The sequence below is a fragment of the Streptomyces viridiviolaceus genome, assembly GCF_014650995.1.
Taxonomy (GTDB): domain Bacteria; phylum Actinomycetota; class Actinomycetes; order Streptomycetales; family Streptomycetaceae; genus Streptomyces; species Streptomyces viridiviolaceus.
Window position 1 is genome coordinate 315,612 of sequence record NZ_BMWA01000004.1, and the last position, 21,178, is coordinate 336,789.

Consider the following 21,178-nt stretch of genomic DNA (forward strand, 5'->3'; position numbering starts at 1 on the left):
GGGCGTGGGTCGAGGGGGACTGGTCGGTTGGACTGGGCGCGGCCTTGGTTCGCCGGATCGGTGCGGCTTGGAGCGGCCGGGTCGGGTTCGAGGGTGGCGGGTGTGGACTGGGCGCGGCCCCGGTTCGGCGGTCCGGGCGGGCTTGGGGCTGCCGAGTGGGATGTGGCGGGCGTGGGCTGAGCGGGGCTGGTTCCGGCCGGGCGCGGCCCTGGTTCGGCGGGCCGGCGAGGCTTGGGACGCCAGGGTCGGGTTCCATTCGGCGGACGGGGCCGAGGGGGCTGGTGCGGTTCGGCCGGGCGCGGCCCGGTCCGGCGGACCGGCGCGACTCGGACCGCGCCGGCCGGGCCCGGACCGACCCGGGCGGCCGGCAGGGCCGGGGCAGGGGCGGACCCGGCGGGACCTGACCGGAACGGGTGTCCTCGGGGCGGCGGGGCCCGACCGGGCCGGGCTCCGCCGGCCCGCGTCTCCTCCGCCCGCCCCGGCCGGACGCGGACGGAGCCGGGACGCCCCGGTGTCAGGTCGCCCGCGGACGGAGCCGGGACGCCCCGGTGTCAGGTCGCCCCGGGCGAACGCCGACCGGGGCGGCCGGCCGAGGCCGGGGCGTGGCAGGGGCGTGGGCGGGCCGTGTGCGGTTACTTGTCCGTCGGCTTCGCCGCCTTCGCGGCCTTGGCCGCGGCCTTCATCTCCTGCTTGTGCGCCCGCACCTTGGCCAGCGACTCGGGCCCGGTGATGTCGGCGACGGAGCGGAAGGCCTTGGGCGCGCCGTAGTCACCGGCCGCCTCCCGCCAGCCCTCCGGGCGGACGCCGAGCTGCTTGCCCAGCAGGGCGAGGAAGATCTGCGCCTTCTGCTTGCCGAAGCCCGGCAGTTCCTGGAGCCGGCGCAGCAGTTCCCTGCCGTCGCCGACGCCCCGCCAGACGGCCTCGGCGTCACCGTCGTACGTCTCGACGAGGTACCGGCACAGCTGCTGGACGCGTCCGGCCATCGAGCCCGGGTAACGGTGCACGGCGGGCTTCTCGGCCAGCAGCGCGGCGAACGCCTCCGGGTCGTGGGCGGCGATGTCGTGCGCGTCCAGGTCCTCCGCGCCCATGCGCCGGGCGATGGTCGACGGTCCCTTGAACGCCCACTCCATCGGGATCTGCTGGTCCAGCAGCATGCCGACCAGGGCGGCGAGCGGACTGCGGCCGAGGAGTTCGTCGGCCTCGGGGTCCTGGGCGAGGTGAAGAGTGACGTCCATGCCCCGATGATCGCGCGTGGGCGCTCAGGCCGCGCGCCAGTACCCCAGCGCGTTCACCCGCTGCTTGGGCAGGCCCAGCTCCTTGCGGACGTACGAGGCGAGGGCCCGGGTCGTGGCCGTGTCGCAGGCGATCCAGACGTACGGGTCAGGGGTGGACCCCAGCAGCTCGGGCAGGGCTTCCTTCACCTGCGCGACCAGGTGGGCACCCGCGTCACGGCGCTCGACCGTGCGGATCTCGTGCCGGGCGGGGTCGGTGCGGAAGGGCAGGCCGTCGTCGGCGCCGCCCTCGAACCAGACCGTCGCCGGGGCCTCGTCCAGCGCCCCGAGGAGGGAGTTGAGGGCGGGCAGGGACGCCGGGTCGGCGACGGCGAACACGTGGGAGGGAGCCGGCTCGGGGGGCTGGAAGCCGGTGCCCTGGACGGTCGCCTCGATGGTGTCGCCGGGCTTCGCGGCCCGGGCCCAGTCGCTGGCGCACCCCTCGTGCAGCGCGAACTCCATACTGAAGGTGCCGGCCGCCGGGTCGGGGTCGACCAGCGTGTAGGCCCGCTGGTGGGGCTTGCCCGCGTTCTCGAACCACAGCCGCACCCACATCGTGGGATGCACGCCGGTGGCGGCCAGCATGCCGCCGTCGGTGAGGTGGAGCCGCCGGAAGGTGGGGGTGACGTCCTCGCCGCCCGTCACGGTGAACTCGAAGTCCTTCGCGCGCATCAGCTTGAGGACCGCGCCTTCCCAACCCCGCCCCTGCCCCATCGTTTCTTCACCCTTCACGTACTATTCGGCCACGTAGTTCGACTTAGGTGAGCCTAACCTAAAGGAAAGTAGAGGCACAGGGGTGAGCGCCGAGATATACCGCGACGCCTGGGGAATCCCGCACCTGCGCGCGGACAGCGTGGGTGAACTCGCGCGCGCCCAGGGCCGCGTCACCGCCCGCGACCGGGCCTGGCAGCTGGAGGTCGAGCGGCACCGCGCCCAGGGCACCTCGGCCGCCTTCCTCGGCCACGAGGCCCTGCCCTGGGACCGTTTCGCCCGCCGGGCCCGCCTCGCCGACACCGCCCGCCGCTGCTTCGCCGCCCTGGAGGAACAGGACCCGGAGACCGCCGACTGGGTCCGGGCCTACGTCGACGGCGTGAACGAGGGCCTCGCGGAGTGCGCCGCCCCGGAGTTCGCGCGCGTCGGCCTCGCCCCCGGCCGCTGGGAGCCCTGGACCCCGCTCGGCATCTGGCTGGCCACCCACATCCTCTTCGCCGGCTTCCCGGCCAAGCTCTGGCGCGACCACGTCACCGAACACCTCGGCCCGGACGCCGTCGCCCTGTTCGCCACCGACGGGCCCGGCACCGCCGGCAGCAACGGCTGGCTGGTGAGCGGCGCGCGGACCGTGACCGGCCGGGCGGTCATCGCGGGCGACCCGCACCGCTTCATCGAGGACCCCGGCGTCTACCAGCAGATCCACCTGTCCTGCCCCGAGTTCGACGTCGTCGGCCTCGCCGTGCCCGGCGTCCCCGGCATCGCCCACTTCGGCCACACCGGCACGGTCGCCTGGGCCATCACCAACGCCATGGCCGACTACCAGGACCTCTACCGGGAACGACTGCGCCGCACCGGCGCCGGCGTGGAGGCCCTCGGCCCCGACGGCACCTGGCACCGTGCCGCCCGGCACACCGAGCTGGTCCGCGTCGCGGGGGAGGAGGCCGTCGAGGTCGAGGTCATCGAGACCGACCGGGGCCCGGTGATCGCCGGCGGCCCCGAGGGCCTGGACGACGGCACCCCGACCGCGCTCAGCCTGCGCTACCCGCCCCGTGTCACCGCCGACCTCGGGTTCGGCGCCCTGCTGCCGCTGCTGCGGGCCCGCCGGGTCGCCGACGTGGACCGCGCCCTGGACGCCTGGGCCGAGCCGGTCAACGTGGTGCAGGCCGCCGACACCGAGGGCGGGCTGCTGCACCGGGTCGCGGGACGGGTGCCGGTGCGCGCCGACGCCAACGGCACCCGGCTGGTGCCCGCGTGGGAGCCCGGCCACGACTGGACGGGCCGGCACGAGACGCCCCGCGCCGCACTGACCGACGGGATCGCCGTGATGGCCAACCAGCGCGGCCCGGCCACCCCGCTCGGCGTCGAGTTCGCCCCGCCGCACCGCGCCGACCGCATCGCCGCCCTGCTGGCCCGGAAGGACCGCTGGTCGGCCGCCGACATGCCCGCGATCCACATGGACACCCACCTGGCCTCCGCCGCCCCCCTGCTGGACCGCCTCGCCGGCCTGGCGGACCTGACCCCCGAGGCCGCCGCGCTCCGCGACCGGCTCCTCGCCTGGGACCGCCGGATGGACGCCGACAGCGCGGACGCGGCGGCGTACGCGGCGGTGCGCAGCGCGCTCGTACGCGGGCTGACGGCCCACCCGGCGTTCGCCGCGCTGCGCGTACCGCCCGCGTATCCCGAGGTCTTCCTGCCCTGGCTCGCGCTCGCGCCGCGCATCGGCTACGCCCTCGAACACCTGCTCAAGGCACCGGACCTGTACGGCATCGACCGCGCGGAGGCCGTCCGCACGGCGTTGGAGGAGGTGGCCGCGTCCGGGCCCACCGGCACCTGGGGCGACACCCACCGCCTCGCACCGTGGCGGGCGCTCCCGGACGCCTCCCACGACGAGCCCGCACTGGCCGGCGACCACGACTGCGTGCTGTGCACCTCCGCCGTGCCCGGACTCACCGACCTCGCGGCGCGCGGGCCGGCCGCCCGGTACGTCTGGGACCTCGCCGACCGCGAGGACAGCGGCTGGGTCGTCCCCTTCGGCGCCTCGGGCGTCCCCGGCTCCGCCCACCACCGCGACCAGCTCCCCCTGTGGCACCGGGGCGAACTCGTCCCCGTCGTCACCGACTTCGCCCGTCTGCAGAAGGAGACCGATGTCTGACCCGTACGCCACCCGCGAGTCCGTCCACGAGCAGGCGCTCGACGGCTTCGGCACCGTGCGCGTCCTGCCCCTCGACGCCGCCGCGGACGCCGAGGTCGTCCACCGCTGGGTGAGCGAGGACAGGGCCTCCTTCTGGGGCATGAACGGCCTCACGCAGGATCAGGTCGCCGGGATCTACGCCCACATGGACACGCTCGACACCCACCACGCCTTCCTGCTGGTCATGGACGGCGTACCGGTCGCCCTGCTGCAGACCTACGAACCCGAAGCCGACCGGGTGAGCGAGTGCTACGCGGCACAGCCCGGCGACATCGGCGTCCACCTGCTGCTCGCTCCCGCCGGAGCGCAGGGCGCGCGATCCGGCTGGACCTCCGGACTGGCGGCCGTCATCACGACGTACGTCCTGATCGGCCTGGACCGCAGGCGGATCGTGGTCGACCCGGACGTCCGCAACGACAAGGCCGTCGCCCGCTTCCTGAAGCAGGGCTTCACCGCGGGCCCGGCGGTCGTCCTGCCGGAGGTCGACCTGCCCGACGTGTACCTGCCCGAGAAGAAGGCCCAACTGGCCTTCCTCACCCGGGAGGTAGCCTTCCCCGGGTGACTTCGGTGACCCCAGAGGACCTCGTCGCGCACTACGGGCTGGAGCCCATCCCCCGCGAGGGCGGCCTGTTCCGGCGCACCTGGGCCGGTCCGGAGCGCCCCGACGGGCGCCCGGAGGGCTCGGCCATCGTCGCCCTGCTGACCGCCCGGCCGGGCGACTTCTCCGCGCTGCACCGCCTGCCCGCCGACGAGATCTGGCACCACTACCTCGGCGACCCGCTGGAGCTGCTGCTCCTCGCCCCCGACGGCACCGCCCGCACGGCCGTGCTGGGACCGGACGTGCTGGGCGGCCAGCACGTCCAGCTCACCGTCCCGGCCGGCACCTGGATGGGCGGACGGGTCGCGGCGGGCGGCGCGTGGACCTTCTTCGGCTGCACGATGGCGCCCGGCTTCACCTACGAGGACTACGAGCACGGCGACGCGGCCGGCCTCACGGCTCGCTATCCGGACCAGGCCCGGCGGATCGTGGCACTGTGCCGTCCATGAATCGGTACACCGGGCTGCTGGACGGCCAGGTCGCCCTGGTCACCGGCGCGGGCGGCGGCATCGGCCGGGGCATCGCCCTGCGCTTCGCCGAAGAGGGCGCGGCGGTCGCGGTGCACTGCCGTACGGCGGTGGAGGCGGCACGCGACGTGGCGGCGCGAGTGCGCGAGCGGGGCGGACGGGCCGTCGTGCTGCGCGCCGACCTCACCGACGAGGACGCCTGCCGGCGCCTGGCCGAGGAGGCCGCCGACTGGGGCGGGGGACGGCTGACGGCGCTGGTGAACAACGCGGGCGTGCAGCCGGTGCGGGAACTGGCCGCGATGACGGCCGCCGAGTGGCGGGCGGTGGTGGACACCAACCTGTCGAGCGTCTTCGCCTGCACCCAGGCAGCGGCCGGGATCATGCGGTCGCAGGACGGCGGCGGCACGATCACCCACATCGCCTCGATCGAGGCGAGCGCGCCCGCCCCCGCCCACGCCCACTACTCCGCCTCGAAGGCGGCGGTCGTGATGCACGCCCGTGCCGCGGCGCTGGAGTACGGCCCGTGGGGCGTCCGCGTCAACACCGTCTCGCCCGGGCTGATCGACCGGGAGGGACTGACCGGGGCGTGGCCGGAGGGCGTGCGGCGCTGGGAGGCGGCGGCACCCACGGGCCGGCTGGGCCGCCCGGAGGACGTGGGCGACGCGTGCGTGTTCCTGGCGTCGCGGCTGGCGTCCTGGATCACGGGCCACGACCTGGTGGTGGACGGCGGGGTGTCGGCGCGGCCGTCGTGGTGAGCGGTGCGGCGCTGCGGCTGTCCTGAGCGCGGTCGCCGTCCTGGTGAGCGCCACGGCGCTCGCGTCCGTACGTACCCGTCGAGGCGGTGGGTCCCGACGACGGAGAAGCGACGTGAGGCGTGACGGTGCGCGCGGTGGAGCCCCGGTGCGACCGGGGCGGCGGGGAGTCCAGCGGCTGGTGCTGCTGGGAGTCGTGCTGGTCCTGCTCCTCCTCGGCGGCGTGGGACCGGCCTCGGCGCACGCCGCCCTCACCGCCACCGACCCCGGGGACGGCACCGTCCTCCGGCAGGCCCCGCGCAGCGTCACCCTGACCTTCACCGAGACCGTCGGCCTGCGCGACGACTCCTTCCGCGTCCTGGACCCGGGCGGTCACCGGGTGGAGACCGGAGAGGCCGGGCGGGCCGACGGCCGCTCCGACACGGCCCGCGTCACCCTGCGGGGAAAGCTCGGCGAGGGCACCTACACCGTGGCCTGGCGGGTGATCTCGGCCGACAGCCACCCGGTCTCCGGTGCCTTCACCTTTTCCGTGGGCAGGCCCTCCGCGACGACCGCGGTGGTGGACCCCGGCCCCACCGAGGACCCGCTCACCGGCAGCCTCCACAAGCTCGCCCGGTACCTCGCCCACCTCGCCGCCGCCCTGCTCATCGGCACGGCGTCCTTCGTCGCCCTGTGCCGCCCGCCGGAACCCGCCCCGCTGCGCCGCCTCCTGGTGGCGGGCTGGTGGACCCTGCTGGCGGCCACCCTCGCGCTGCTGGTGCTGCGCGCCCCGTACGAGGCGGGGAGCGGACCGGCGGCGGCGCTCGACCCGGAGGCGTTCGGCGGCACGCTCACCTCCCGGCCGGGTGCGCTGCTGCTGGTCAGGCTGGGACTGCTCATGGTGACCCGGGTCTTCCTGGCCCGCGCGGCCCGCCTGCCGCGCCGTGACGGCCTCACCCCGTACGCCGCCGCGCCGGGTCTCGCCCTGGCCGTCGGTCTGGCCCTGACCTGGGCCGCGGCCGAGCACGCCTCCGCCGGGATCCAGGTGCCCCTCGCCATGGCGTCCACCGCACTGCACCTGCTGGCGACGGCGGTCTGGCTCGGCGGACTCGCCGCCCTCCTCGTGACCCTGCGCCGGCCCACGCCCGCCGCCGTGGTCGCCCGCTTCTCGCGCCTCGCCTTCACCTCCGTGACCGTCCTGGTGGTCACGGGCGTCTACCAGTCCTGGCGCGGCCTCGGCTCCTGGTCCGCGCTCACCGGCACGACGTACGGCAGGCTGCTGCTCGCCAAACTGGCCGCGGTGGTTCTGCTGCTGGCGGCGGCCGCCCTCTCACGGCGGTGGACGGCGCGCCTGGTGACGGCGGACGCGGAAACGGTCGTACGCGAACACGAGCGGGTGCCCGAACCGGTGGGCGCCGGCCCCCCGCCGCTCCCGGAGCCCTCCCCGCAGACCCCCGTCCCCGAACCGGTGGGCGCCGGCCCGCCACCGCTCGCGGACCCGTCCCCGCAGACCCCCGTCCCCGAGCCCGCGCCGGAAGACGCCCACCGCCGGGCCCTGCGCCGTTCGGTACTGGCCGAGGCCGTCATCGCGGCCGCCGTCCTCGTGATCACGACCGTGCTCACCGGCACGCCGCCGGCCCGGGCGGCGGCCGAGGCGGCCGGGCCCGCCCCGGCGGGCGGTGTGCTGCCCGCGTCCGTCACCACGATCCCCTTCGACGTCGGCACCCCCGGCGGCCGGGGCACGGTCCAGATCACCCTCGACCCCGGCCGCACCGGCGACAACGCCGTGCAGGCCGTGGTCTTCGGCGCCGACGGCGGCCTGGCCGCCGTTCCCGAACTGCGTCTCTCCTTCACCCTCCCCGACCGCGGCATCGGCCCCATCGGGGCGGAACTCGTCGACCGGGGCGGCTACTGGAGCGCCAACTCCGTCACCCTCCCCCTCCCCGGAACCTGGACGATGAAGGCGACGGTCCGGGTCTCGGAGGTGGACCAGGTGAGCGAGTCGAGAAAAGTGCGGATCGCTCCCTAGCCGAGGCCCGGTCCGGCGGACCGGGGCCGGAAACGCCAGAGGGCCGACCCTTTCGGGTCGGCCCTCTGAACCGGCGGAGGATACGAGATTCGAACTCGTGAGGGGTTGCCCCCAACACGCTTTCCAAGCGTGCGCCCTAGGCCTCTAGGCGAATCCTCCGCCGGAAACATTACATGACGGCAGAGGGTGCTCGCGAACTCGTTCCGAGCTCCCGGAATCGGGTACGCTGAGCGCAGCCCCTCACGCGGCGCTATCTGACTGAACTCCCCCAGGGCCGGAAGGCAGCAAGGGTAGGTTGGCTCTGGCGGGTGCGTGGGGGGCGTTTGCGTGCCCGGGGCTGTGAGGAGCGCCCCGTTCGACGCGGGCCGGTTTGTCAGTGGGCGCCTATAACCTCGTATGCGTGTCGTCTCTCGCGTTGTACCGCCGTTACCGCCCGGAGTCCTTCGCCGAGGTCATCGGGCAGGGGCATGTCACCGACCCGCTGCAGCAGGCGCTGCGGAACAACCGGGTCAATCACGCGTACCTGTTCAGCGGTCCGCGCGGGTGCGGGAAGACGACGAGCGCCCGGATCCTGGCCCGGTGCCTGAACTGTGAGCAGGGTCCCACCCCGACGCCGTGCGGCGAGTGCCAGTCCTGCCGGGACCTCGCCAGGAACGGGCCGGGTTCGATCGACGTCATCGAGATCGACGCGGCCTCGCACGGTGGTGTGGACGACGCCCGTGACCTGCGCGAGAAGGCGTTCTTCGGCCCGGCGCACAGCCGGTACAAGATCTACATCATCGACGAGGCCCACATGGTCACCCCGCAGGGATTCAACGCCCTGCTCAAGGTGGTCGAGGAGCCTCCGGAGCATCTGAAGTTCATCTTCGCGACCACCGAACCCGAGAAGGTCATCGGGACCATCCGGTCGCGCACCCACCACTACCCCTTCCGGCTCGTGCCGCCCGGCACCCTGCGGGACTACCTCGGCGAGGTGTGCCAGAAGGAGGACATCCCGGTCGAGGACGGCGTGCTGCCGCTGGTGGTGCGGGCCGGCGCCGGGTCCGTCCGTGACTCCATGTCCGTCATGGACCAGCTGCTTGCGGGCGCGGGCGCCGACGGTGTGACGTACGCCATGGCGACCGCCCTGCTCGGCTACACCGACGGCTCGCTGCTCGACTCCGTGGTCGAGTCGTTCGCGTCGGGCGACGGTTCCGCGGCCTTCGAGGTCGTCGACCGGGTGATCGAGGGCGGCAACGACCCGCGGCGCTTCGTCGCCGACCTGCTGGAGCGGCTCCGCGACCTGGTCATCCTCGCCGCCGTGCCCGACGCGGCGGAGAAGGGGCTCATCGACGCCCCGGCCGACGTCGTGGAGCGGATGCAGGAACAGGCGCGGTCCTTCGGCGCCGCCGAGCTGAGCCGCGCCGCCGACCTGGTCAACGAGGGGCTCACCGAGATGCGCGGCGCCACCTCGCCCCGCCTCCAGCTGGAGCTGATCTGCGCGCGCGTGCTGCTGCCCGCCGCGTACGGCGACGAGCGCTCGGTGATGGCCCGTCTGGACCGGATCGAGCGCGGCGTGCAGTTCTCCCCGGGCGCGGGCGCCCCCGCGATGGCGTACGTTCCCGGGCCCGACGCCCACGCGGGTGCCTCCGGTGCGGCCGCCGCTCCGGTTCCGCCGGGGGGCGGGCCGGCCGCGGCACGTGCGGCGGTACGGACGGCGCCGGGTGCCGGGGGTCCGGCTGCCGGTGCCCCGGCGGCCGGGGCGGGCGTGCCTTCCGGGGGGCCCTCGAGCGCGTCCCCCGGTGCTCCCGCCGGTCCTGCCGCGCCCGCCCCGCAGCCCGGCACCGATGCCCCTGCACCTGCCCCCGCGCCCGCACCGGCTCCCGCGCCCGCACCCACCTCCGCGCCCGCACCCACCTCCGCGCCCGCGCCGGGTGCCTGGCCCACCGCCGCCTCCGCGGGTGGCGGGCGGCGTCCCGGAGGGTGGCCCACTGCGGCTCCCGCGGGCGGCGGGCAGTCCCAGGCGCCGGCCCCCGCCGCCTCCCCTCCGGCTGCTCCGGCCGCGCCCGGACCCGCCGCTGCCCCCGCGCCCGCGAGCGGCGGCCTGGACCCCCGCTCGATCTGGCCCAACATCCTGGAGGCGGTCAAGAACCGCCGCAGGTTCACCTGGATCCTGCTCAGCCAGAACGCCCAGGTGACCGGCTTCGACGGCACGTCGCTCCAGCTCGGCTTCGTCAACGCCGGCGCTCGTGACAACTTCCTGAGCAGCGGCAGCGAGGACGTACTGCGGCAGGCCCTGACCGAGCAGTTCAACGTGCAGTGGAAGATCGAGGCGGTCGTCGACCCCTCCGGCGGTTCGGCACCGCCCCCCGCCGGCCCCTCCGGCGGCTACGGCGGTTCCGGCAGCGGCGGTTACGCGAACAACGCCGGTGGCGGTTTCGGCGGCCCCGGCAACGGGGGCGGTACGCCCGCCCCGCGCCCGGCGTCGCCCGCGCCCGCGGCGCCCACGCCCTCGGCCCCGCCCGCGGCCCCGTCGGCCGTCGCCCCCGCGCCGGCCGCCGCCCCCGCACCCGCGTCCCCGGCACCCGAGCCGCCGCCCCCGGTCTCCCCGGAGGACGACATCCCCGAGGACGACGACCCCGACCTCGACGAGTCGGCCCTGTCCGGCCAGGAACTGCTGGTGCGGGAGCTCGGAGCGACCGTGGTCGAGGAGATCGCGCACGAGTAGCCCGGACAGGCGGGGCCGCGCCTCCCGCCCGCCCTTCGGCACCGCTCCCGGGCCCGGCTGGAGGAAGCCACAAACCCCCGGCGCCCCTCGGCTCGGAAGCCCGCACAAACCAGACGGCCGCGCTCCCGTTAGGCTGACCCCCGTGAAGGTCCTCGTCATCGGCGGCGGCGCCCGCGAACACGCCCTGTGCCGTTCCCTGTCCCTCGACCCCGACGTCACCGCGCTGCACTGCGCCCCCGGCAACGCCGGCATCGCCGAGGTCGCCGAGCTGCACCCGGTCGACGCCCTCGACGGCGCGGCCGTGTCCGCGCTGGCCACGGAGCTGGGCGCCGACCTGGTCGTCGTCGGGCCGGAGGCACCCCTCGTCGCCGGGGTCGCCGACGCCGTGCGCGAGGCGGGCATCCCGGTCTTCGGCCCCTCCGGGAAGGCCGCGCAGCTCGAGGGCTCCAAGGCCTTCGCCAAGGACGTCATGGCACACGCCGGGGTGCCCACGGCACGCTCGTACGTCTGCACGACTGCCGAGGAGGTCGACGCGGCACTCGACGCCTTCGGCGCCCCCTACGTCGTCAAGGACGACGGGCTGGCCGCCGGCAAGGGTGTCGTCGTCACCGGTGACATCGAGGCCGCCCGGGCGCACGCGCGTGCCTGTGAGCGGGTCGTCATCGAGGAGTACCTCGACGGCCCCGAGGTCTCCCTCTTCGCCATCACCGACGGCGAGAACGTCCGTCCACTCCAGCCCGCCCAGGACTTCAAGCGTGCCCTCGACGGCGACGAGGGCCCGAACACCGGCGGCATGGGCGCCTACTCGCCGCTGCCGTGGGCCGACCCCAAGCTCGTCGACGAGGTCGTGGAGACCGTGCTCCAGCCGACCGTCGACGAGATGCGCCGCCGCGGCACCCCGTTCTCCGGCCTCCTCTACGCCGGTCTCGCGATCACGTCCCGCGGCGTCCGCGTGATCGAGTTCAACGCCCGTTTCGGCGACCCCGAGACCCAGGTGGTGCTGGCCCGGCTGCGGACCCCGCTGGCCGGCCTGCTGATGGCCGCCGCCACCGGCAACCTCGCCCCCCTGGAGCCCCTGCGCTGGAGCGAGGACGCGGCCGTCACCGTGGTCGTCGCCTCGCACAACTACCCCGGCACCCCCCGCACCGGCGATCCGATCACCGGCCTCGACGAGGTGGCCGCCGAGGACGCCCCGCACGCCTACGTCCTGCACGCCGGCACCCGGCGCGAGGGCGACGCCGTGGTCAGCGCCGGCGGCCGCGTGCTGTCCGTCACGGCCACCGGCAAGGACCTCACCGAGGCCCGCGAACGCGCCTACCGGGCCGTCGGCCGCATCGGCCTCGACGGCTCCCAGCACCGTACGGACATCGCGGCGAAGGCGGCGGCGGGCGCGTAGCCCGAGCCAGGAGAAGGTCCCCTCCGCAGCGAACCCGACAGGCCCCGGCTCCGTCTCAGGAACCGGGGCCTGACCCTTGCTGTCCGTCATCCACCTTTCCCCAAAGCCATTCCATCGAGTGACCAATGCGCCATACGGCTGACGGGTGCGCGGGCCCCAACTAGGGTGCCGCGCAAGCGTTCCGGCACTTGGCCCACCGATATTGCGATGTCAGTGGCGGGTGCCACAGTGGGGGAGTGAGCACCGCCAGGAGAGCACCAGGACAGCCAAGGACAGCCAGGAGGGGGTGAGGTCCGGTCGTGACCGGTATGGGTGTGGAGGTGGGCGCGCAGGCCGCGCGTTCCCGGGCGTTGGCCGTGCTGCGGATCCGCAGCCGGGCGCTGGCCGTCGCGCTGCTGCCCGCTGCCGCCGCCGTGGTCCTGCTCGTGGGCGGCTCCACCGGCCATCTCGTGGGCGGCGGCTGGGACGCCGCCCGCTGGTCCGTGTCGGTCGTCGGTCTGCTCGTCCTGCTCGCCGCCGTCGGTGTGGCCCTCGTCGTCGTCCGCGCCCGCCCGGCCATGACCCCGACGGTCCCGATCGCCGAGGAGTCGGCGCCGGATCTGTACCGGATGGTGCGCGACCTGGCCGACCGGCTGGACGTCCCCGCACCCTCGGCGATAGCACTCACGCCGGACTGCGACAGCTGGCTGGAGGACCGCACCCACCGGGCGCACGCGCCCCCGCCGCCGGAGCGGCACGACGACGTGGCGGGCGTGGGCGGATCGCCGCACCGCCGGTCCGAGGCCGCGCCGGTCCTCGTCATCGGCTCACCCTTCCTGTGGTGGATGCGCGTGGGCGAACTGCGCGCGGTCCTCGCCCCGGTCGTCGCCGGTACGGGACCGTCGGCGCACCCCGACATAGCCTCCGCCCGGCGCTTCGTGCAGGGCCTGGACGCCGCGGTGGCCGTGGCCTCGGCGGGCGGCCGCTGCCCGCTGTCCCGCGCGGTGTGCGTGGGCCTGGGCTGGGTGTCCCGGCTCCTGCTGCGCAGCTGCCGGGGTCATGCCGCCGAGATGGAGCGGGGTGTCGCGGCGGCGGCCGCCGAGCGTGCACAGGCTGTGGACTACGGTCTGCGGATCGTCGCCCAGGAACAGGTCGGCCTGGCGTACGCGGGCTGGGACCGGTTGCTGACCCGGGTGGCGCTGCCCGCCTGGCGGATGGGCCGCTGGCCCTCCCGGCTGGACGTCGGCGTCGTCGCGGCGCTCACGGAGCTGTCCCGCCGGGACCGGCTGGCCGAGGGTTTCGCCTCCCGTCTGGGCGAGCGCCCCGCCTGCGACCTGCTGGAGGAGCCCGGCCTCGTGGACGGGGCGGTCTCCCTGCTCGCCGCCCGCCTCTTCCACGGAGGGCCGGCCGAGTCCGGCCCGGACTGGTCGCCGGTGGAGTGGGACGAGTACCCGGAGGAGGTCGTCGACCGGACCTGGCGCACGAACGCGGCACGCCTCCACCGCGTCCTGGACACCCTGGGCGTCCGCCGCACCGCCGAAACGGCCGCGCCGGGATCCGACGGCCCCACCCTGGCCCGCGTCCTGGACCACCTCACGGACCTGTCCGCTTCCACCACCGACCCGCGCCCGGCAGCGCACGGCACGACCGGTGCGGCCGAGCAGGGTACCCGCGAGGACGGTCCGATTCCCGACGGCGACCACGGGCACCCCGGACAGCACCACGCCGATCACGACGACGATCTCGCCGGCACCACCCCCCGCGGCGCCGCCCTCGCCGCCGGGCTCAGCGCCCAGCTGGCCCGCGAGGAGGCCGAGACCGCCGGGCCCTCCACCCCTGCCGCGGCCCCCGCCGTGTCCCCCGTCGCAGCGGCCGGCCCGGACACCGCCCTGTGGGACGACCGGGTGCTCCCCCTGTTCCCCCTGCAGTCCCCGCGCACCGGCCGCGAGATCCTCACCGACCACATCACGGCGATGGTGTGCTGCGCGGCGATGGACACGGCAGGCGCGTCCCCCGGCCTGGACTGGCTCGACGGCCCCTCGCTCCTGGTCAACGGCGAACGGGCGGCGGATCTGGGCCCCCGCGTCCGCAGCCTCGTCGAGAGCGGCGACCCGGCCCCCTTGCGCGCCTGGCTGACCGAGCTCGGCATACGCCCGGAGAAGCCGGTACGCCTGGTCTGAGAAGCCCCCGACCCCGGAGGTCGCACGGACACCGACTGCGTGGACCCCCGAGCCCACGACCTCCGAGATCCCTGAATCGGATCCTCCGCTTCCTCTTTCGGTCACTTCGCAACGAACAGTGACAGCTCGCGCGCGAAATGTGATGTGCTGGGACCGATCGCGCACATGGCAAAGGCGTACGTCATACGCACGACCACGGGGGCACGAGGGAGGGGATGTCCCATGGCGTCCGAGCAGATCCGCCGCTGGGAGTCCGGAGCACTCGCGCACGCCGTGACGGACCCCTTCGGACAGGGACCCGTCCCCTGGCTGCGAGGCGGCGAGACGTACTTCGGGGACACCGGCCAGGTCGTCCCCTGGTACGTGGACCCGGACCCGGCGCACGACCCCGCCCGCGACCCGCGGGCTAAGCCCCGCACGAACCCCGAGCGGCGCTCCGGCGGAGGCCCGCGCGCCGCCGACGACGTGCACCGCCAGATCAAGGGCTTCACCGCCACCGGAGCCGCCGCACCCGGCGAGGCCATCGACTTCCACATCACCGTCGACCCGCCCCAGGAGTTCGCCGTCGACGTGTACCGGATCGGCCATTACGGCGGTGACGGCGCCACGAAGATCACCACCAGTCCCCGCCTGTCCGGCATCGTCCAGCCCCCGCCGCTCACCGCAGACCGCACGGTCTCCTGCCACCACTGGTGGCTGTCCTGGCGGCTGCAGATCCCGTCGTACTGGAACATCGGCGCGTACGTCGCCGTGCTCACCACCGCCGACGGCTACCGGTCCCACGTCCCCTTCACCGTCCGCGACAGCCACCCGGCCGACCTGCTCCTCCTCCTGCCGGACATCACCTGGCAGGCGTACAACCTCTACCCGGAGGACGGCCGCACCGGCGCCAGCCTCTACCACGCCTGGGACGAGGAGGGCCGGCTGCTGGGCGAGGCCGACGCCGCGACGACCGTCTCCTTCGACCGGCCGTACGCGGGAGCCGGCCTCCCCCTCCACGTCGGCCACGCCTACGACTTCATCCGCTTCGCCGAGCGCTACGGCTACGACCTCGCCTACGCCGACGCCCGCGACCTGCACTCCGGCCGCGTCGACCCGAGCCGCTACCGCGGCCTGGTCTTCCCCGGCCACGACGAGTACTGGTCCGCCGCCATGCGCCGCACCACCGAACTCGCCCGCGAGCACGGGACGTCCCTGGTCTTCCTCTCCGCCAACACCATGTACTGGCAGGTGGAACTGGGCCCCTCCCCGTCCGGTGTCCCCGACCGCCTGCTGACCTGCCGCAAGCGCCAGGGGCCGGGCCGGCCGGTGCTGTGGCGGGAGATCGACCGGGCCGAGCAGCAGCTGATCGGCATCCAGTACGCGGGCCGCGTCCCGGAACCGCACCCGCTGATCGTCCGCAACGCCGACCACTGGCTGTGGGAGGCCACCGGGGCGCACGAGGGCGACGGGATCGAGGACATGGTCGCGGGCGAGGCCGACCGCTACTTCCCGCGCACGCCGCTCCCGGAGCACGACGAGCGCGTCCTGCTGGCCCACTCCCCGTACACCGACGCCGACGGCGTCCGGCGCCACCAGGAGACGTCCCTGTACCGGGCCTCGTCGGGCGCCTGGGTCTTCGCATCCGGAACGTTCGCCTGGTCCCCGGCCCTGGACCGCCCCGGCCACGTCGACCCGCGCATCCAGCGCGCCACCGCCAACCTCCTGGACCGCATCTGCAAACGCGACTGACCGGACCGGCCGCCACCGACCCCCTGTCCCTCGACCGACCGGGCATACGGGAGAATCGAGCCATTGGACAGAACCACGGGGAGGAACCGTGTCCGGATTCGTCGAAAAGCCCGAGCCGATCCAGGTTCCGGGCCTGGTGCATCTGCACACCGGCAAGGTGCGCGAGCTGTACCGGAACGAGGCGGGCGACCTCGTGATGGTCGCCAGCGACCGCATCTCCGCCTACGACTGGGTGCTGCCGACCGAGATCCCCGACAAGGGCCGGATCCTCACCCAGCTCTCCCTGTGGTGGTTCGAGCAGCTCGCCGACCTGGCCCCCAACCACGTCCTGAGCACCGAGCTGCCCGCCGGCGCCCCCGCCGACTGGCAGGGCCGGGCGCTGGTCTGCAAGTCCCTGCGGATGGTCCCCGTGGAGTGCGTGGCCCGCGGCTACCTCACCGGCTCGGGGCTGGCCGAGTACCAGGAGTCCCGCACCGTCTGCGGTCTCGCCCTCCCCGAGGGCCTCGTCGACGGCTCCGAGCTGCCCGCCCCGATCTTCACCCCGGCCACCAAGGCCGAGGTCGGCGAGCACGACGAGAACGTCTCCTACGAAGAGGTCGCCCGCCAGGTCGGCGCGGACACCGCGGCCCGGCTGCGCCAGGCCACCCTCGCCGTCTACTCCCGCGCCCGGGACATCGCCCGCGACCGCGGGATCATCCTCGCGGACACCAAGTTCGAGTTCGGCTTCGAGGGCGAGCAGAACGAGAACCTGGTACTCGCCGACGAGGTCCTCACCCCCGACTCCTCCCGCTTCTGGCCGGCCGACCAGTGGCAGCCGGGCCGCGCGCAGCCGTCGTACGACAAGCAGTTCGTCCGGGACTGGCTGACCTCGGCGGAGTCCGGCTGGGACCGCAAGAGCGAGCAGCCCCCGCCGCCGCTGCCCCCGCAGGTCGTGGAGGCCACCCGCGCCAAGTACGTGGAGGCGTACGAGCGGCTGACCGGCCTGAGCTGGTCCTAGGAAGCCTGATCCGGACACGAAAAAGCCCCCGGCCGAGACCGGGGGCTTCTTCACACGGAGCGGACGACGAGGCTCGAACTCGCGACCTCAACCTTGGCAAGGTTGCGCTCTACCAACTGAGCTACGTCCGCAGTGCGCCGTTGCGCGAAAGCAACTATACCCAACCCCGCTCCCGAGCGAGACGCACCGCCGCATGCCGGTTCTCCGCCCCGAGCTTGGTCGCGGCCGACGACAGGTAGTTGCGTACCGTGCCCTCCGCGAGCGCGGCACGCTCGGCGATCTCCGCGACGGGCGCCCCGTCGGCGGCGAGTTCCAGCACCTCCGCCTCCCGCGCGGTCAGCGGCGAGTCCCCGGCGGAGATCGCGTCGGCGGCCAACTCGGGGTCGACGTAGCGGTTTCCGGCGTGCACCGTGCGGATGAGCTCGGCGAGCCGCTGTGCGCTGACCGTCTTGGGCACGAACCCCCGCACCCCCGCCGCGAGCGCCCGCTTCAGATGTCCGGGCCGTCCGTGACTCGTCACGATCAGCACCCGGCAACCGGGCAGTTCGGCCCGCAGGGATGTGGCGACCTTCACACCGTCGGCGCCGGGCATCTGCAGATCCAGTACGGCGACGTCGGGGGCGTGCGCCCGCGCCATCGCCAGCGCCTCCGGCCCGGTGGCCGCCTCGGCGACCACGACCAGGTCGTCCTCCAGGGACAGCAGGGCGGCCAGCGCCCCACGGATCAGGTGCTCGTCGTCGGCGAGCAGGACACGGACGACCTCCGTCACGAGGCCACCTCCAGCACCGGCTCGGCGGTCAGCGGCACCTCCGCGACCAGCCGGAACACGCCCTTGCCGACGCAGCCGGCCTCCAGCGTCCCGCCCACCGCGGACAGCCGCTCCCGCAGCCCGGCCAGACCCGAGCCACCCGCACCGGAGGCGCTGCCCGTCCCGACCGCCCCGGACGTGCCGGCCACCCCGTCGTTCTCCACCGTCAGCACCACACGCCCCTTCGACATCCGCACCACCACGGCACACTTCCCCGCGTCCCCGTGCCGCAGCACGTTCGTGGTCGCCTCCCGCACGACCCAGCCGAGCGCCGACTGGACCTCGGCGGGCAGCCCGGACGTCTCGCCGGTCACCTCGCACTCGATCCCCGCCGCCGTCAGCACTCCCTGAGCACCGGCGAGTTCTACCTCCAGGTCGGCCTCCCGGTAGCCGCGCACCACATCGCGCACCTCCCGCTGGGACTCCTGGGCGATGCGCTGCACCTCGATCATCTGCTCCACAGCCTCGGGCCGCCCGCGCCGCGCCAGCTGCACGGCCAGCTCGCTCTTGAGCGCGATCACGGCCAGGTTCCGGCCCATCACGTCGTGCAGGTCCCGCCCGAACCGCAGCCGCTCCTCGGCGACGGCGAGCCGGGTCCGGGTCTCGCGGGCCTCGTCGAGTTCGTAGACGGCGTTGAGCAGCCAGACGGAGAAGACGGAGGTGAAGGCGAGGAAGCCGGAACCGATCAGGACGAAGCCCGCCGTGGCCAGCGCGGCGAGCCCGGGCCGACCCAGCGGGAAGGACACCGCGCCCGCTCCCACCGCGAAGCCGCCGACCAGCGCGATCACCCGCCGCCGGTTGCGCACGCCCAGCGCCACGGTCCCGGCGCCGAAGGTCAGCGCGCCCCCGAAGACCGCGCCGGCCGCGCTGTCGACCCCCTCGCCCGCCGGGCCCCGCTCCATGAGGGCGACGGCGCCGACGGCGACGACCGCGGTGACGGCGCCCAGCACCCACAGCATCCGCAGGGGCTGCTCCCGCCGGCCCCGCGTCCAGTCCAGCGCCCGGGAGGCGGTCACCATGCACAGGGCCGCGTGCACGCCGACCAGCAGGCACAGCACGCTCGCGAGACGCGCGTCCACCTGGCCGTACGCGGTTAATCCACTCACGGCGAACTCGATCAGCCCGAAGAAGTGGAACGACCACCGTGTGTACGTCTCCACCTTCTCCGGCGTGCTCTTCCGCCGCCACCATCCGCCCGGCCTGCGCATCTGCCCGCCTGCCCCGTTCTCCTCGTACGTCAGCGCCGCGGCTCCCAGCGGAACCACCGCCGTACAGCAAACACGGCGACCGCGGTCCAGGCCACCGCCGTCGCGACGGCGCCCAGTGCCTCGTACGCCGACAGGTCGCCGGTCCAGCCGCCGCGCACCAGGGTGACGACGGGCGTCAGCGGCAGCAGCTCGCAGACGGAGGCCACCTTGTCGGGCAGCAGCTCCAGCGGGACGAACATGCCGGAGCCGATCATCGAGACCAGCAGCAGTGGCATGGGCGTGACCTGCGCGCTCTCGCCGGTCCGGGTGAAGCCCGAGGTGGCCGCGGCGAGGGCGGCGCACATCACGAGCCCCAACAGCAGGCCGAGGACGGCCAGATGGGGCGCCGACGGCGCGGACAGGTCGAGCAGGACGGCACACCCGGCCGTCAGCAGCAGGCACTGCAGCAGTCCGGTGGCGGCTGCCGGCATCGCCGAGCCGGCCAGGATCTCGGTGTCCCGCAGCTCGCCGGTGCGCAGCCGCTTGAGGACGAGTTCCTCGCGCCGGACGACGAAGACGCCCACGAGGGTGGAGTAGACGGCGAACAGCAGGGAGAAGCCGATCGCCGCGGGCAGTACGAGGGTGCCGATGGTCAGTCCGGCCTCGGCGAGGTCCATCTCCTCGGCCGCCGACCGCACGCTGACGGGCAGCACCAGCGGCACGAACAGTCCGGCGACGAGCGCGCCCTTGCTCCGTCCGAGCAGGGTCAGCTCGGCACGGGCGAGGGCCGCCATCCGGCTCACCGGCGTGGTCGCCGCCGCCTTCGGGGCGCGCGCCGCGGGCGCCTCGGTGTTCGTGGCGCTCATGCCGCGTACTCCTTCGTCGTCTGCGCGGTCTTCCCGCCGGAGACCGCCTTCGCGATCCCGAGGAACGCCTCCTCCAGGGACGCCGACCGCACGTCCAGGCGGCGCAGTTCCACCCCGGTCCGCTCGGCCCACACCAGCAGCCCGGTGGCCGCCCGCTGCAGTTCACGGGTGCGGAGCCGGATGATCCGGCCGTCGGTCTCGTGCCCGGTCACGCCCAGCTCGGCGAGCGGCGGCAGATCGCCCACGAAGTAGCCCTCGGGCAGCTCGAAGGTGATCCGCGACGGCTGCGTGGCGGTCACCTCGGCCGGGGTCCCGGTGGCGGCGATGCGGCCGTCGTGCATGATCGCGAGCCGGTCCGCGAGCTGCTCGGCCTCTTCCAGGTAGTGCGTGGTCAGCAGCACCGTCGTACCGGCGGCACGCAGAGCACTCACCAACTCCCAGGTGTCCCGGCGGCCTTCGGCGTCCAGTCCGGTGGTGGGCTCGTCCAGGAAGAGCACCTCGGGATCGCCGAGCAGCGCGAGTGCCAGGTCCAGCCGGCGCCGCTGGCCCCCGGACAGCTGCTTCACCCGGACGTCGCCCTTCGACTCCAGCCCGACCAGCGCCAGCACCTCGGCCGGCGGGCGGGCCCCGCTCACACACCCCGCCCACATCCGCGCCGTCTCCGCGACGGTCAGCTCGGACGGGAAGCCCCCCTCCTGCAGCATCACGCCGGTGCGGGGGCGTACGGCGGCCCGGTCGGTGTACGGGTCGTGCCCGAGGACGCGCACCCGCCCACCGGCCGGGGCGGCCAGGCCCTCCAGCAGTTCCACGGTGGACGTCTTGCCGGCGCCGTTGGTGCCGAGCAGCGCGAAGATCTCTCCGCGGCGCACGGAGAAGCTGATGCCGCGCACAGCCTCGAACCCGCCCCCGTACACACGTCGCAGGTCAGTGACCTCAATCACGTGTTCGTGTCCGTTCGCTTCCATGTCCCAAGCGTCCCGGCACGACGGGCCCGTCAGCAGTGCGCGCTGTCATCGCTCGGCATGACAAATGTCAGACGCGGCTCGACGGGAACACGAAAAGACCCCGGTCCATCAGGACCGGGGTCTTTTTCCCGAGCGGACGACGAGGCTCGAACTCGCGACCTCAACCTTGGCAAGGTTGCGCTCTACCAACTGAGCTACGTCCGCATTGCCGCCGACCGGCCTTCACCGATCGGTGCGAGCACCAGCCTACCTGATCCACTTCCATGGTCAGTACGGCGATGCAGAGCGGGTGACAGGAATCGCACACTGCGCCTTCCCCCTGGAAGGGGGATGTTCTACTACTGAACTACACCCGCACGGTCCG

16 protein-coding genes, 4 tRNA genes and 1 other RNA gene are annotated in these 21,178 nt (G+C 74.4%); 11 read left to right on the forward strand and 10 right to left on the reverse strand.

Annotation, left to right across the window (positions count from 1 at the left end):
* Positions 1–632: 632 nt before the first annotated feature.
* Together IE260_RS07430 and IE260_RS07435 are read right to left on the reverse strand one after the other, a co-directional pair.
* Positions 633–1,235 carry an HhH-GPD-type base excision DNA repair protein gene (locus IE260_RS07430; RefSeq protein ID WP_189869664.1) on the reverse strand — a complete coding sequence of 201 codons (603 nt, stop codon included), beginning with the start codon at positions 1,233–1,235 and terminating at the stop codon, positions 633–635.
* A 24-nt stretch (positions 1,236–1,259) separates the two neighbouring features.
* Complete coding sequence (locus tag IE260_RS07435; RefSeq protein ID WP_189869665.1) at positions 1,260–1,985, reverse strand: siderophore-interacting protein; 726 nt, start codon at positions 1,983–1,985, stop codon at positions 1,260–1,262.
* An 82-nt stretch (positions 1,986–2,067) separates the two neighbouring features.
* Between IE260_RS07435 and IE260_RS07440 the strand changes: the two genes are divergently transcribed.
* From IE260_RS07440 to IE260_RS07460, 5 genes are all read left to right on the forward strand, one after another.
* Positions 2,068–4,134, forward strand: a complete 2,067-nt coding sequence (locus tag IE260_RS07440; RefSeq protein ID WP_189869666.1) for a penicillin acylase family protein — start codon at positions 2,068–2,070, stop codon at positions 4,132–4,134.
* Entirely contained in the window at positions 4,127–4,735 is a 609-nt protein-coding gene (locus tag IE260_RS07445) for a GNAT family N-acetyltransferase (RefSeq protein WP_189869667.1), read from the forward strand. Before IE260_RS07440 ends, IE260_RS07445 begins: the two co-directional genes overlap by 8 nt.
* 5 nt (positions 4,736–4,740) lie before the next feature.
* Entirely contained in the window at positions 4,741–5,220 is a 480-nt protein-coding gene (locus IE260_RS07450; RefSeq protein ID WP_189869731.1) for a cupin domain-containing protein, read from the forward strand.
* Positions 5,217–5,993: an SDR family NAD(P)-dependent oxidoreductase gene (locus tag IE260_RS07455; protein WP_189869668.1), complete on the forward strand. Its 777-nt coding sequence runs from the start codon at positions 5,217–5,219 to the stop codon at positions 5,991–5,993. The genes IE260_RS07450 and IE260_RS07455 overlap by 4 nt, the downstream gene beginning before the upstream one ends.
* Positions 5,994–6,171: 178 nt before the next feature.
* Positions 6,172–7,998, forward strand: coding sequence for a copper resistance CopC/CopD family protein (locus tag IE260_RS07460; RefSeq protein ID WP_189869669.1), 1,827 nt, complete (start codon positions 6,172–6,174; stop codon positions 7,996–7,998).
* A gap of 74 nt (positions 7,999–8,072) precedes the next feature.
* Here the strand turns inward: IE260_RS07460 and IE260_RS07465 are convergent.
* Positions 8,073–8,157, reverse strand: a tRNA-Ser gene (locus IE260_RS07465).
* A gap of 73 nt (positions 8,158–8,230) precedes the next feature.
* Here IE260_RS07465 and ffs point away from each other — a divergent pair.
* The 6 genes from ffs to IE260_RS07495 all read left to right on the forward strand — a co-directional run bounded on the left by ffs (position 8,231) and on the right by IE260_RS07495 (position 16,988).
* An RNA gene (gene ffs / locus IE260_RS07470) (signal recognition particle sRNA small type) lies at positions 8,231–8,325 on the forward strand.
* A gap of 73 nt (positions 8,326–8,398) precedes the next feature.
* The gene (locus tag IE260_RS07475; protein WP_189869670.1) at positions 8,399–10,705 is read left to right on the forward strand and encodes a DNA polymerase III subunit gamma and tau; all 2,307 of its coding nucleotides are present in this window, start codon (positions 8,399–8,401) and stop codon (positions 10,703–10,705) included.
* Between the two features lie 142 nt (positions 10,706–10,847).
* Complete coding sequence (gene purD, locus IE260_RS07480; protein ID WP_189869671.1) at positions 10,848–12,101, forward strand: phosphoribosylamine--glycine ligase; 1,254 nt, start codon at positions 10,848–10,850, stop codon at positions 12,099–12,101.
* A gap of 308 nt (positions 12,102–12,409) precedes the next feature.
* Positions 12,410–14,260: a M48 family metalloprotease gene (locus IE260_RS07485; protein ID WP_189869732.1), complete on the forward strand. Its 1,851-nt coding sequence runs from the start codon at positions 12,410–12,412 to the stop codon at positions 14,258–14,260.
* Positions 14,261–14,482: 222 nt separating this feature from the next.
* On the forward strand, positions 14,483–15,991 hold the full coding sequence (locus tag IE260_RS07490; RefSeq protein ID WP_189869672.1) for a N,N-dimethylformamidase beta subunit family domain-containing protein: 1,509 nt from the start codon (positions 14,483–14,485) through the stop codon (positions 15,989–15,991).
* Positions 15,992–16,079: 88 nt separating this feature from the next.
* Positions 16,080–16,988, forward strand: coding sequence for a phosphoribosylaminoimidazolesuccinocarboxamide synthase (locus tag IE260_RS07495; RefSeq protein WP_189869673.1), 909 nt, complete (start codon positions 16,080–16,082; stop codon positions 16,986–16,988).
* Positions 16,989–17,046: 58 nt separating this feature from the next.
* Here the strand turns inward: IE260_RS07495 and IE260_RS07500 are convergent.
* The 7 genes from IE260_RS07500 to IE260_RS07530 all read right to left on the reverse strand — a co-directional run bounded on the left by IE260_RS07500 (position 17,047) and on the right by IE260_RS07530 (position 21,170).
* Positions 17,047–17,119: transfer RNA gene (locus tag IE260_RS07500), tRNA-Gly, on the reverse strand.
* Positions 17,120–17,142: 23 nt separating this feature from the next.
* Complete coding sequence (locus IE260_RS07505) at positions 17,143–17,757, reverse strand: response regulator transcription factor (protein WP_189869674.1); 615 nt, start codon at positions 17,755–17,757, stop codon at positions 17,143–17,145.
* Complete coding sequence (locus IE260_RS07510) at positions 17,754–19,004, reverse strand: sensor histidine kinase (protein WP_189869733.1); 1,251 nt, start codon at positions 19,002–19,004, stop codon at positions 17,754–17,756. Before IE260_RS07510 ends, IE260_RS07505 begins: the two co-directional genes overlap by 4 nt.
* 29 nt (positions 19,005–19,033) lie before the next feature.
* Entirely contained in the window at positions 19,034–19,849 is an 816-nt protein-coding gene (locus tag IE260_RS07515; protein ID WP_189869675.1) for an ABC transporter permease, read from the reverse strand.
* The gene (locus IE260_RS07520) at positions 19,846–20,814 is read right to left on the reverse strand and encodes an ABC transporter ATP-binding protein (protein ID WP_189869676.1); all 969 of its coding nucleotides are present in this window, start codon (positions 20,812–20,814) and stop codon (positions 19,846–19,848) included. Before IE260_RS07520 ends, IE260_RS07515 begins: the two co-directional genes overlap by 4 nt.
* A 131-nt stretch (positions 20,815–20,945) precedes the next feature.
* Positions 20,946–21,018: transfer RNA gene (locus tag IE260_RS07525), tRNA-Gly, on the reverse strand.
* A gap of 80 nt (positions 21,019–21,098) precedes the next feature.
* Positions 21,099–21,170: transfer RNA gene (locus IE260_RS07530), tRNA-Gly, on the reverse strand.
* Positions 21,171–21,178 lie beyond the last annotated feature (8 nt).

What these genes read in the sequence shown, in the direction of transcription:
- IE260_RS07445 (WP_189869667.1), top strand. Translation starts at nt 4,127, where the DNA reads ATGTCTGACCCGTACGCCACCCGCGAGTCCGTCCACGAGCAGGCGCTC.
- IE260_RS07520 (WP_189869676.1), bottom strand. Translation starts at nt 20,814, where the DNA reads ATGGAAGCGAACGGACACGAACACGTGATTGAGGTCACTGACCTGCGA.
- IE260_RS07435 (WP_189869665.1), bottom strand. Translation starts at nt 1,985, where the DNA reads ATGGGGCAGGGGCGGGGTTGGGAAGGCGCGGTCCTCAAGCTGATGCGC.
- IE260_RS07430 (WP_189869664.1), bottom strand. Translation starts at nt 1,235, where the DNA reads ATGGACGTCACTCTTCACCTCGCCCAGGACCCCGAGGCCGACGAACTC.
- IE260_RS07515 (WP_189869675.1), bottom strand. Translation starts at nt 19,849, where the DNA reads ATGAGCGCCACGAACACCGAGGCGCCCGCGGCGCGCGCCCCGAAGGCG.
- IE260_RS07485 (WP_189869732.1), top strand. Translation starts at nt 12,410, where the DNA reads ATGGGTGTGGAGGTGGGCGCGCAGGCCGCGCGTTCCCGGGCGTTGGCC.
- IE260_RS07510 (WP_189869733.1), bottom strand. Translation starts at nt 19,004, where the DNA reads ATGCGCAGGCCGGGCGGATGGTGGCGGCGGAAGAGCACGCCGGAGAAG.
- IE260_RS07490 (WP_189869672.1), top strand. Translation starts at nt 14,483, where the DNA reads ATGGCGTCCGAGCAGATCCGCCGCTGGGAGTCCGGAGCACTCGCGCAC.
- IE260_RS07455 (WP_189869668.1), top strand. Translation starts at nt 5,217, where the DNA reads ATGAATCGGTACACCGGGCTGCTGGACGGCCAGGTCGCCCTGGTCACC.